We start from the raw sequence: 12398 nt of genomic DNA, 5'->3' as shown, positions 1-12398 counted from the left end.
GGTAACTAACTGTTACGATTTATTTAACCAATTATAATGAAAGTTAATTAAATATATCAGTAAGCCCTGCTAGTCAAGTGATTGGCTAGTAGTGAGGGTTAACTGCGGGCAATCCCTAAAGCTGATTGAACTACAACGTGGCTAGAAATAGCGAGCGTGAATGTCGCGAAAGCAGAAAAAATCAATCAGATGGTGCAAGGTTAAATCCTAAACACTAGAACAATGGGTCTTCCGCCTCGAATCATCTAAGTCAAAATGGATAAGATGAACGTTCAACGACTATCTCGTATAACTGACGAGAGTACATCACAAGCCTATGGTGGTGGAAAAATCCTCTATCTCTAAGTAGATAAACATATAGTCTGCGCTCATGTGAAAACATGAGAAGTTCATAAGAGAACTGGCTAAGGAATTGCGCCCTTAGTTGAACGAGATACATTTGATTAAATCTATCAAACCTCATTGAATATACCGAACGTATGTTTCGTTATGGATTTAATGAGATAAGAATAATAATGAAATTTTTACGAGTTAGTCAAGTATCGGAATTAACAGGCTTACATCCGAGTAGTTTAAGGAGAATGCTGGTGGAATACGCTACGATTCAGAAGAACAAATCTTTCATTAAAGGAGTTAAATTCTGATGATATTGGCGAAGAAAGTTAGATTGATTCCAACGCCTGAACAAGAAAAAGTGCTTAGAAACCATGCTGGTGCTGCAAGATTCGCTTATAACTATTGTAAAAGAATGAGTGATAGATACTATAAGCTATTTGGAAAATCTGTTTCACAGTTAGCTTTACAGAAACGATTTACAAAGATCAAGAAGCGAAAGAGATATGAGTGGTTAAAAGACATTAATGCACAAGTTCCTAAACAGGCTTCAAAAGATTTTGATACGGCGAGAAAACATTCGTTCAAAAAGTACAAAAATGGTTATCACACTTCTTATAAATCCAAAAAAGATGTAATCCAAGGATTTTATGCCAATTATGAAAGACTGGTTATAGGAAAGAAAGTAGTTCATATTCAGTCTATTGGAGAAGTGAAAACAAGCCAACAACTACCAAGAAATAAAAAACCATCCAATCCAAGAGTTACATTTGACGGTCGTCACTGGTGGATTAGTGTAGGATTCCAAGAAGACTTTGAATTACAAGAACTAACCAATGAGTCGATTGGTGTGGATGTTGGTTTAAAAGAGCTGTTTGTAGCTTCTAATGGTATGAAAGAACGAAATATAAACAAAGATGCCAAGGTTAAAAAGCTTTTGAAAAGGAAAAAGTCAGCACAAAGAGATATGTCTAGGAGATTTAAAAAAGGTGTAAAAATTCAATCTGCCGGATATGAAAAAGCGAAAGCTGAACACCTGCGGTTATCTAGGAAAATTACGAATATCCGAAATAACCATATCCACCAAGCAACAGCTAAATTGGTGAAAACCAAACCAATGAGGATTGTTGTGGAAGACTTATCTATCTCAAACCTGTTAAAAAACAAAAAAATATCGAAAGCATTTTCATTTCAAAAATTAAACTTCTTCTTTCAATGTTTATCATACAAGTGCCAGAAGTATGGCATTGCGTATGTAAAAGCTGATAAATGGTTCGCCTCAAGCAAGATTTGTTCATGTTGCGGAGTTAAATACGACCATTCAGTTCAACCAGAAGGACAGTGGAGTTTAAAAATACGTGAGTGGTGTTGTGCTTCATGCAATAGCCATCACGATAGAGATTTGAATGCTTCGATAAATTTATCAAGATGGGTAAAATAATTGCTTGATAATAGGAGGTAACGATACTGCCTCGTGTGGAGTGTTATACCCCTCGTCCCTTCGGGGTTGCGAGAACACGATGAAGCACTAACTTGTATAAATTTGATTGAATTGCATAGATTTAGTTAAGTTTATCGTATCGGAGCTTATGTACGTACCAAAATATTTTACAATACAAGAGGAAGAGATGAAGTACGAAATAATTGAACAAAATAGCTTTGCAACATTATTTTCTCAACATAACGGGGAACCCTATGCAACACATTTGCCGTTGTTATTAAATAGGGAGACTCTAACTTTACATGGCCATTTCGCACGTCCGAATGAACAGTGGAAAGATAGTGGGAATCAACACGTACTTGCTATATTCCAAGGGCCACACAGTTACATATCGCCGTCATGGTATGAAACAAAGGATGCAGTACCAACATGGAATTATGTTGCAGTGCATGTATACGGTGAATTAGAAATTGTTGAAGATGAACAGGAATTATTAAATTCTCTTCAAGATTTAGTACATACATATGAAGACCCACAGAGCACTTACTCACTTAATGATGTAGACCCGAATTAAATGGTAGGCTTAAGTAAAGGGATAGTTGGTTTTAAAATTAAGATTAGTAAAATAGAAGGAAAAGCGAAGTTAAGTCAAAATCATTCTGTAGAGAGACGGAATTTTGTTGTTGAGGAGCTTGAGAAAGTGGGTAGTGAGGGAAGTAAAGCAATCGCGGATTTAATGAAAGAAACAAAATGAGTTTTGTGAAATAAAGGTAATTTGCTAATTTTGTAGAAAATATATTTTTACTTAAAAGATAATGCCTCCGTAGCTCTAGAAGGGAAGAGCGCCGGAAAACATGTCGCACCGGGTCGCAAGGCGAAGGTTTCAGAAGCACCGAAAAGCAAATAAGCTGAGACAGGTGGAATTCCTGTCGGTGAAATTCCGTAGGGAAGCGTGTTCCCCTTAGCCTATGCTAACGAAAGGAGTGCGGGTTCGAATCCCGTCGGAGGCATATGGAAAACCCTGTATGTATAAAGAGTTTATTTATGTTATTCTCATTTAATGGTAAAATTAAAGCTAGGATGTTTTATGGGAGGAAACAAAATGGAAGTGTTTTTAGTAGCTGCTTTTTCAGCTATTATCATAATGATGACAGTTTTTGTTATAATAAAAGCTTGTTTTACTGGGTACAAGAGGAATGATATATCATTTCGGAAATTTATCCTTTTATCTAGTGCTTCAATAATGATAGGTTGTATAGTGTCATTGGTACTACCATTTGGATATGAAAAAATATTCGAATACATTAACTAAATAAGCGCATTTAAAAAAGACCTTCTGAATTGAAGGTCTTTCGTTTTTTAAAGCGCTTTTACAGCTGTTGTTGAGTTGTAGTCTTTACTTACGTCAACAGATTGAACAAAGTCAGGTTTTTGCGGTGCGGGGAAATGTTCGTGTCCAGCTTGACTTGTCAGATTAGCGTTTAACCCAAAAGAAAAGATACCAGTAAATGCAATACCTAAAGCGATTTTACCAATTGTTTTCTTCATTTTCATAACCTTCTTTCATTCTTTTTTTTAGCTTCAATACTGCTGTAAAAATACTCACTAGCTTTTTCGAAGAATTCCTTTTTGTGATATAAAGTGGCTATTTTTTCGCAATAATCAGAAGTATAACTGAATAAAGATTCTTCATTAAAATAGTCAATTCCTTCTTGTATAACTCTATCTAATTGTTCTAATTCAAATTTATTTATAATAGCTTCTAAAATATTAAAATGATGTTTATATTCCTCATTGTTTAGTTGTAAAACAATTTCTTTACCAGTTTGAATGTATTTATTTGCTAACTCTATATTTCCTAGTTTTCCATTTTCTTGTGCGAGTAAGAATAATGCTTTATAGTGTTTTGGCATTTTTTCTATTACTTCCGACAGTTGACGAATAGCCTGTTCTGACAAGTTTTTATTTGCATAGAGTGTACCGAGGTTATTTCGTACATGAAGAAGTAAAGATTCTTCGTTATTTTTTTGTAACATGTCAATGGCTGTATAGTATAACTCCTCAGCTTTTTCATAATGACCAACTGCTACATAAGATCCGCCTAGTACACTTAAACATGAAGTTATATTTCTTTCGCATTCATTTAATGTTTGGAAAATTTCTAATGACTTAGTAGCATATACGATTGCTTGGCTTGGTTGCTGCATCTGAAAATGATATACTGCATATCGGTAATAGAAATCAGCCTGTTCCACAGTAGAAAGGCTAGCTAAAGATGATCTTGCTTTTTCGAAATAATCATCAGCTTTTTCAAATTTGTTTAATGCAGTAAAGTAAATAGCTTTGTAATAATTGTATAAGTAGGATAGTTGTAAATCAGCTGGGATAGTAATAGCATCAATTTCATCAAAACTACCCTTCGTAATGGATAGTCCATCAGTAAATACTGCATAACGGAATTTTAATAAGTTAAAAAATAAATGGTAAGATGAGTTTAAACTATCTTCTTTTACAAGAATTTCTTTGCGTTCTTGAGTTGCTGCATGATAACAGGTTTGTGCTTCTGTAACATTTTGAATTAAGATTGTGTGATACCATGCTTCTAAGTGTTTCGTTGCGTATGTACTTCCAGTTAATAAGGTATTCATAAAATCCCCCCTCAGAATAGTTTATTGAGTTTTGTCTATAATGTTATCATATAAATATGTGAAAATAATGAATATTAACTTGATAAAAAATTTTCTTGTAAAAGAGAAAATTTTGTTTTTTAACTTATATAGTATTTATTTTTTAGATGAGAAAGTAAATATGAACCTAAAAAAATCCCCTTCTGTCATGAAGGGGATTTTTTTAAATGTGTTCACCATGATCCTCAAATTTAGGAGTCGGAAAATCAGCATGACTGTCTTGTTTAGGAGCTGGGAAATCAGCATGTCCTTCTTGTTTAGGAGCTGGTAGATCAGCATGTCCTTCTTGTTTAGGAGCTGGTAGATCAGCATGTCCTTCTTGTTTAGGAGCTGGTAGATCAGCATGTCCTTCTTGTTTAGGAGCTGGTAGATCAGCATGACTGTCTTGTTTAGGAACTGGGAAATCAGCATGCCCTTCTTGTTTAGGAGCTGGTAAATCAGCATGACTGTCTTGCTTAGAAATAGGGGATCTTCCATGATCAGCTTTGACAATTCCGCCATCCCCAATGTTTGCACCAAAAATCCCAAAACTAAGTACTGATAGCCCTACAATAGTTGTACCAATTGTTCTTTTCAAATTTTATCTCCCCTTTTAGGTTATATATTCTCGTATTCTTTTATGAAACTAGACAGAATACCAAAAATCGTAATAAGGTATTAACTTCCAAATTAACGATATTACATAATTCTATGTAATATTTTGTAAAACCTGTTTATATTTTGAAAGTTCAGAAAAAATTCGACAAAAACACCACTTGAGAAAGTGGTGTAAGGAAATGAGTGTATGAATAATAAACTTAAAGGTTAAAGATAAACAATCAAGTCCCACAAAAAGTACGATAAGGACGATTCGTCGGTGCAGGTGGAACGCAGTATTCTTCTTGCTCTGTAGTATACGCATAAGGATTTGATAGAGCTTCAAGAAGTTTCTCCATTACGCTATAGTCTCCATTTGTGAGAGCTGCTTCTAGTGCTTCTTCTACGCGATGATTCCTTGGGATGATGGATGGGTTATTATTTTTCATCATTTCGTAGGCGTTTTCTTTCGATTCTTCTTGTCTTTCTAATCGAGATTGCCATAGTTTGTACCATTCTTTAAATTCAGGACTTTCAAATAGAGCTGTATTTTCGATCGTATCAAGAGTTAATGAACGGAATGTATTTGTGTAATCTGCTTTATGTTTCTCCATCATTTTTAAAAGTTGCTCAATAAGTGATTGATCTTGTTCCTCACTGCTAAATAGTCCTAATTTCTTTTTCATTCCAAGGAACCACAGGTTTTCATACTGTACGCTAAATTTAGAAATTTCGTCTTGAGCAATTTTTAATGCTTCTTCTTCATTTTCATGCAGAATTGGTATTAAAGATTCTGCTAGTCGCGCCAGGTCCCATGCGGCCATATATGGCTGATTCCCATATGCGTAGCGACCTTGTGTATCGATCGAACTAAATACAGTTCCTTGGTCATAATTGTCCATAAATGCACAAGGGCCGTAATCAATCGTTTCTCCACTGATCGTTATATTATCAGTGTTCATTACGCCATGGATAAATCCAACAAGTTGCCATTTAGCGATGAGACTTGCTTGTTTTTTTATGACTTCTTGTAGTAATGCAGTATATCGGTTTTCATGATCCTCAATTTCTGGATAATGCCTTTTTATCGTATAGTCAGCTAGTGATTGTAGATCCTCAATAGAACCACGAGCTGCAGCATATTGAAATGTGCCGACACGTATATGGCTACTTGCTACTCTAGTTAGAATTGCTCCAGGTAACTTTGTTTCACGATATGTTGGTTCGCCAGTTGTAACGACTGCTAAACTGCGAGTAGTCGGAATATCGAGTGCATACATTGCTTCACTAATAATATACTCACGTAGCATCGGACCGAGTGCAGCGCGACCATCACCACGGCGTGAATACGGAGTAGGTCCAGAACCTTTTAGCTGAATGTCAAAACGTTTACCTGAAGGAGTAATTTGTTCGCCGATTAAAAGAGCACGACCGTCGCCTAACATATTAAAATGTCCGAATTGATGACCGGCATACGCTTGGGCTAATGGATGAGCTCCTTCTGGGAGTGCATTACCAGCGAAAATAGCAATTTCAACTTCTTTTTTCAATTCTTCAGGATTAAAGCCAAGAGATATTGCGAGTGAATGGTTTAGTTTAACTAGCTCCGGTGAACTTACGGGAGTAGGGGGGATTTCTGTATAAAATGATTGCGGCAGAGTCGTATAACTATTATCTAAATCCCAACCAGCTTCATTATTTTTAGTCATTTTATCTCCTCCTTGTTTATTTTTTTATTATGTATTTGTACGTATGTATTCTTTGTAAAGTTAGCTAAAAGTATAATATGATATTTCCCCCTGCAATCTATTGTAAGGACTTCACTGCACTATGTCTATTTAACAGTAAATACAAAGACCCCATTTTAAGAAAATGGAGTCTTTGTTATTATTTTATTTTTACGATTATTTTTCCTTTTGCTCTTCCAGCTTCTGAATATTCCATTGCTTTTTGCGCATCTTCAAAAGGGAAAACTCGATCGATTACCGGTTTGATTTCACCTGTTTCAATATAATTTGCGATAGTACGTAATTGATCGCCGCTTGGCTTCATAAATAAAAATGAATATTGCGCATTATGCTTCTTTTCAAGTGCAGTAAGTTTTCTACTTGCTAATGAAAATAAGAGTGTTTTGAAAAATCCCGAACCGAATTCTTTACCGAATCGAGCATTTGGCATTCCTGAAACGGAAACGATGTTGCCGCCGCTTTTTATAATATCGAATGATTTTTCAAGTGTTGTACCGCCGATTGTATCAAATACTGCATCATAATCTTTTAGTATTTCTTCAAATTTTTCTGTTTTGTAATTAATAATTTCATCTGCGCCAAGAGACTTTACTAAATCGGAACCAGCTTCACTAGCAGTCGTTGTAACGGTAGCGCCCATTATTTTTGCTAACTGAATTGCGAAAGTACCAACCCCGCCAGATCCAGCGTGAATTAAAATTTTTTGTCCTTTTTGTAAGTGCATAATGTCATGTAGTGCTTGATATGATGTTAAGCCAACGAGTGGAATCGACGCCGCTTCCTCAAAACTTAAATTTTTTGGTTTTAAAGCTATATCTTCCTCATGAATGGCTATATATTCCGCGAAAGTACCGATCTTATTTTTTCTTGGACGTGCATATATTTCATCGCCGACTTTAAAACGAGTTACTTTTGATCCAACCTTTATGATAACGCCGGAAAAGTCATTTCCAAGAATTAGGGGCATTTCATATTTAAGTAACATTTTCACTTTTCCATCGCGTATTTTAAAGTCAATCGGGTTAATACTAGCTGCATGAATTTCTGCAAGCACCTCATACTCATTTATTTCAGGAGTAGGTACCTCTGCCATACGCATTGGAACTTTCCCGTATTTATCAATTATGATCGCTTTCATTTCTTATACCTCCACATTTCAATAAAGTGAAACTTTAATCAGTGGGGGGGTTCTTCATCCCCACTGATTATTAGTTGAACCAATCGGACTTTTATGGGCAGTTGATCCCCATCAAAATTCTTGGCTTTCGCTGAATTTTGAGGTGGGGGTCTTACTGCCCGTTAAAGTGGGATAAAAGTTGTGTAATAGCTTTTCAATATCTAATACAAGATTTTTTAATACACTTAATTTTGTACGTATATCAATATAATAAAAGTTTTTTGTACCTTCTTTTCGCATTAAAATAATACCAGCTTCTCGTAAAATCCGAAGGTGATGCGATACCGCTGGTCGAGAAAGGTGTGTTTGTTTCGTGATTTCTCCTACACGTAATCCGGTTTGACATTCTGTTTCCATGAGAACTAACAAAATAGCTTGACGTGTTTCATCGCCAATTGCCAATAATACTTTTTGAGAATCAATAAAATCTTTTTTTATAATATTTAATTGTTCTTGTTTATTCATTTCAATCACTTTACCTCCTGATAATTAGTCGAAAGGTTTAAGATGATGAACCATTACATCGATACGGTAATGCTACATGATTGTTGTATGAGCTGCAATATTGGGAAAGAAAATCGAGACGAATGAATTATTACACGTTAAAAAGTATTGCCTTGTAAATGTATTAGCTTTTAGATTATGTTTAAAAATCAAATGAATTTGTTTTATATAAGGAAACGCCTCCTGTTATTACGCTTTCAACTTACAAAATAAAAAAATTGTAAGTTGAAAAAGGATATGTTAATCTTATAATCTAATTGAAATCGTATTTTTTTGCATTGAACTTACAAATAATAAAAAATGTAAGTTGTTATTGAAATAATATTAGTAAATAAAATGGACGGTGAGAAAAATGACAGAGAAGGCGTTAACGAAGAATGGTGTTTTAGATGCAGCCGAAAAAGAGTTAATGAAATACGGATGGAGTAGAACGACACTTGTTAGTATTGCGAAGTCACTTGATGTTAGTCATGCGGCTTTATATTCTTATTTTCGGAGTAAAGCTGCACTACGCGATGCTATTTTAGAAAGATGGCTGTTCAAGTACTCAGATCAGCTTGAGCAAATTGCGGGAAAAGATGGAGAGACGGAAAGTATTTTACAAGAATGGTTCTTTCGGTTATTTCAGCTTAAAAAGAAAGAGTTACTTGAAAACGAAGAGTTATTTACATTAAATAGTTCGTTAGTGCAGCAAAAGAATAAGGTGATCCAAAAGCATGAAGAAAGATTAGTTGGACAACTGGAGAACGTGATAAATCGCGGAATAGAGCGCAATGAGATTGAACAACAAGATAGTTTGTTTTTAGCGCATACGTTATTTGGATTACTTTCATCGTTCTATCACCCGGCCTTTTCTGAGAGGTGGAAAGAAGAGAGGATAAACGAAGAGTTTCAAAAGTCGTGGGAGATTGTTGCCTGTGGCATTTTTCAAAAGTAACAAGTTACGTATCATATAAGGCTTTCAAATAGTAGGAGAAGGGGAGATTATATGAGTCATTATAAAGAAGAGCAACAACGTGTAGATGTAGTTATTGAAAAAGTAGACGAGGAACTGAAAGAGCTGGATGATCGAGTTGGTTCGGTGAAGTCTGAAATTATCAGTATTAGAAAAAACTTTTGGGAAGATGTAAAAGTAAATATAGATAATATTAAAGAAGCGGTTGAAACGGCGGCGAGTATTAGGCAAGAGGCAGAGATTCTTGCTGAAAGAGAACATACACATCGTCATACGAAAAATGAATATAACCTTTTAACGAAAATAAAAGAAACGCCGTATTTTGGGCGGATTGATTTTAAAGAAGATGCTGAAGCGGATACCGATGAAATGTACATCGGTATCGGCTCTTTTTATGATAAAGAAAATGATGAGTTTTTAGTATACGATTGGCGGGCACCTATTTCGAGCCTTTATTATGATTACACTTTAGGGAGGGCGCAGTATAAAGCACCCATAGGTACGATTTCAGGTGATTTACTTTTAAAACGTCAATATATAATTCGAAACAGAACGATTCAAAGTATGTTTGATACAGGTGTGACGATAGGTGATGAATTATTACAAGAAGCACTTGGCAGAAATGCAAGTGAGCAAATGAAAAGTATTGTAGCGACGATACAGAGGGAACAAAATCAAATTATTCGAAACGATAAAAGTGATGTGTTAATTGTGCAAGGGACTGCTGGGAGCGGAAAAACTTCAGCGGCATTGCAACGTGTTGCTTATTTACTGTATCGTTACCGCGGCACGGTTCATGCAGAGCAAATGTTACTGTTTTCTCCGAATGAGTTGTTTAATAGCTATATTGCGAATGTTTTGCCAGAGCTTGGGGAAGAAAATATGCAACAAACGACTTTTCAAGCGTATGTGGAACATATGATTGGAAAAAGCTTTACTGTAGAAGATTCATTTGCGCAGTTAGAATACGTGTTAACGAAAAAGCATGACAGTACGTATGAAACTAGAGTGAAAGGCATTCAATATAAATCTTCGGTTGAATTTATGGGACTACTTGAGAAATACGCGCGAAGCTTAAGTGAAAAAGGTTTACAATTTCATGATGTTACATGTAAAGGTGAAGTGATCATAGAGGCAAAATCAATATGTGCGTATTTTTATAGTTTAGATATGTCTATTGCTATACCGAATCGAATGCAACTTACAATGGAATGGATTCTTCGGAAGTTATATGAATTTGAAAAGATAGAAGCGGAAAAAGATTGGGTGGAACGAGAAGTTCAGTATTTAAATAAAGAAGATTACAATCGCATATATGAAAAATTAGAGAAGGATAATCAATTTGATTATTATGAGAAGGAACATGAGTTATTAACGAAATATGTAGTGAAGAAACATTTTCGTTCGTTACGTAGAAGGGTAAAAAAGTTTGCTTTTGTAAATCATCCGGCGATTTTTCAGCAGTTATTTGAAAGTATGCAGAAAGATATTTTCGTACCAGATTGCTGGGGAAATATATGTAAGCAAACAGTGAAGCGCTTGAAGAATAAACAGCTAGCAAATGAAGACGCAGCGCCGTATTTATTTTTAAAAGAATTACTTGAAGGATTTAAGGCGAATCACCTTGTGAAGTTTGTATTTATTGATGAAGTGCAAGACTATACAGCATTTCAATTAGCATTTCTAAAAAGACTATTTCCGAAGGCGAAATGGACATTGCTTGGTGATCATAACCAAAATATTTTTTCGAATGATCAAAATAGAGAGAAGAATTTTATCTTCACATTATTTGCAAATCGTAAAGTGGAAACAGTCCAGCTTAACCGTAGTTATCGATCGACAAAACCAATCATTGAGTTTACAAAGTGTATGATTCCAAATGGAAATGATATTCAAGCTTTTAACAGGGATGGTAAGAAGCCTGTTTATATAAAAGTAAGTGATGAACGAGAGCATGTAGAGAATATGGTGCTTAAGGTGAAAGAGTTAGAAGAAAAAGGTTATAAAACAATTGCCGTTATTTGTAGAACGAATAAAGAATGTATGAAAGTTATGGAGCTAATAGGGGATACATTACATGTTCATCTGATGCAAAAAGAGAATACAACTTATGAGAAAGGCGTTGTTGTTATTTCTGCTTACTTGGCGAAAGGGATAGAATTTGATGCTGTTATTATATTTGATGCTTCTAAAGGTAGTTATTATAGAGAGTCTGAACGCAATTTGTTTTACACAGCATGTACGAGGGCGATGCATGAATTATATGTCTATTATGCCGGGGAGATAACGGAATTTCTTACACAAGTTCCAAAAGAATTATATACAAGGGAGAGATGTTAAATGGCGAATCAATATAATACTATTCAAAATTGTAGTAAAGAAGTGTCAATGTTATTACCACTTCCGAAGTATGTAAAGTTAGTACGGGAGCATGAAGAATTACGTGACGGTGTACAAGTTTCCATCAAGCGCTATCAGGCAGAAGGGCCGCTACATTACGGCGGTGCTCATATTACAATCATTACTTCTCAAAATGGTAAGTGTTTATTAAGTTATACGAATATGATGCCAGTATACTCAATTAACCTGCCTCATAAAGATGATGCTGAACAAATAGCAATGGATGTAATGGAAAAGGTTGATCCACAATATGCAAGTGGTTTAACTTTACTTCGTATAGAAAAACAAACGAGACAGTATAAAGATGAAGGAGAAACTGTTACTTTCCCTGTTTTTTGGGTGAAAATGATGCATACTAACGGGAGTTTTAACTGGATAACAATTGGAGGCGACGGACAAATTATCGAATTTGAGCGTGAAGTACGCTGGGATTATATGATGAGTCGTCGTCAAACGGAAATGTGGTATTACGATGACTGGGTGTTGGCACGTATGGGAAAAGGTCCGCAATTAATGCCGCCTGCTGCTTTAGCATAGATGTGTACACGCTGTTAAAGTCTATGATAATATACGTTTA

General features: G+C 35.3%; 11 protein-coding genes and 1 pseudogene. 6 read left to right on the top strand and 6 right to left on the bottom strand.

The genetic code is table 11. The annotated features are described in order from the left end of the window. The first annotated feature begins 643 nt into the window (after nucleotides 1-643). The 3 genes and pseudogenes from ACTFOB_RS09315 (at nucleotide 644) to ACTFOB_RS09305 (ending at nucleotide 3086) form a co-directional block, all read left to right on the top strand. Nucleotides 644-1774, top strand: coding sequence for an RNA-guided endonuclease InsQ/TnpB family protein (locus ACTFOB_RS09315; protein ID WP_440025709.1), 1131 nt, complete (start codon nucleotides 644-646; stop codon nucleotides 1772-1774). 148 nt (nucleotides 1775-1922) lie between these two features. After that, nucleotides 1923-2528 (top strand): annotated as a pseudogene (locus tag ACTFOB_RS09310) (FMN-binding negative transcriptional regulator). Between the two features lie 348 nt (nucleotides 2529-2876). Next, nucleotides 2877-3086 carry a hypothetical protein gene (locus ACTFOB_RS09305; protein WP_061681162.1) on the top strand — a complete coding sequence of 70 codons (210 nt, stop codon included), beginning with the start codon at nucleotides 2877-2879 and terminating at the stop codon, nucleotides 3084-3086. A gap of 47 nt (nucleotides 3087-3133) precedes the next feature. On the opposite strand, the gene ACTFOB_RS09300 is transcribed toward ACTFOB_RS09305, so the two are convergent. The 6 genes from ACTFOB_RS09300 to ACTFOB_RS09275 all read right to left on the bottom strand — a co-directional run bounded on the left by ACTFOB_RS09300 (nucleotide 3134) and on the right by ACTFOB_RS09275 (nucleotide 8436). After that, the gene (locus ACTFOB_RS09300; RefSeq protein WP_440025711.1) at nucleotides 3134-3322 is read right to left on the bottom strand and encodes a Phr family secreted Rap phosphatase inhibitor; all 189 of its coding nucleotides are present in this window, start codon (nucleotides 3320-3322) and stop codon (nucleotides 3134-3136) included. A 2-nt stretch (nucleotides 3323-3324) separates the two neighbouring features. Then, a complete protein-coding gene (locus ACTFOB_RS09295) occupies nucleotides 3325-4422 on the bottom strand; it encodes a tetratricopeptide repeat protein (RefSeq protein WP_440025712.1) in 1098 nt (365 codons plus the stop codon). Between the two features lie 202 nt (nucleotides 4423-4624). Next, on the bottom strand, nucleotides 4625-5038 hold the full coding sequence (locus ACTFOB_RS09290; RefSeq protein WP_440032724.1) for a hypothetical protein: 414 nt from the start codon (nucleotides 5036-5038) through the stop codon (nucleotides 4625-4627). Nucleotides 5039-5279: 241 nt separating this feature from the next. Beyond that, nucleotides 5280-6746, bottom strand: a complete 1467-nt coding sequence (locus ACTFOB_RS09285) for a protein adenylyltransferase SelO (protein ID WP_440025715.1) — start codon at nucleotides 6744-6746, stop codon at nucleotides 5280-5282. A gap of 178 nt (nucleotides 6747-6924) precedes the next feature. Then, nucleotides 6925-7923 carry an NADP-dependent oxidoreductase gene (locus tag ACTFOB_RS09280; RefSeq protein ID WP_440025716.1) on the bottom strand — a complete coding sequence of 333 codons (999 nt, stop codon included), beginning with the start codon at nucleotides 7921-7923 and terminating at the stop codon, nucleotides 6925-6927. 111 nt (nucleotides 7924-8034) lie between these two features. Further along, complete coding sequence (locus tag ACTFOB_RS09275; protein WP_440025718.1) at nucleotides 8035-8436, bottom strand: ArsR/SmtB family transcription factor; 402 nt, start codon at nucleotides 8434-8436, stop codon at nucleotides 8035-8037. Nucleotides 8437-8818: 382 nt separating this feature from the next. Here ACTFOB_RS09275 and ACTFOB_RS09270 point away from each other — a divergent pair, with 382 nt between their 5' ends. From ACTFOB_RS09270 to ACTFOB_RS09260, 3 genes are read left to right on the top strand one after another with little or no spacing between them, the layout of a single operon-like run. Next, the gene (locus ACTFOB_RS09270) at nucleotides 8819-9403 is read left to right on the top strand and encodes a TetR family transcriptional regulator (RefSeq protein ID WP_440025720.1); all 585 of its coding nucleotides are present in this window, start codon (nucleotides 8819-8821) and stop codon (nucleotides 9401-9403) included. Between the two features lie 51 nt (nucleotides 9404-9454). Further along, on the top strand, nucleotides 9455-11761 hold the full coding sequence (helD, locus tag ACTFOB_RS09265; RefSeq protein ID WP_440025721.1) for an RNA polymerase recycling motor HelD: 2307 nt from the start codon (nucleotides 9455-9457) through the stop codon (nucleotides 11759-11761). Continuing rightward, nucleotides 11762-12358: a hypothetical protein gene (locus tag ACTFOB_RS09260; RefSeq protein WP_440025722.1), complete on the top strand. Its 597-nt coding sequence runs from the start codon at nucleotides 11762-11764 to the stop codon at nucleotides 12356-12358. The last annotated feature ends 40 nt before the right edge of the window (nucleotides 12359-12398 follow it).

This window comes from Bacillus cereus group sp. MYBK79-1 (assembly GCF_051915365.1).
Taxonomy (GTDB): Bacteria; Bacillota; Bacilli; order Bacillales; family Bacillaceae_G; genus Bacillus_A.
The sequence above is the reverse complement of the archived record's forward strand: the minus strand, read 5'-3'. Positions and strand labels throughout refer to the sequence as shown.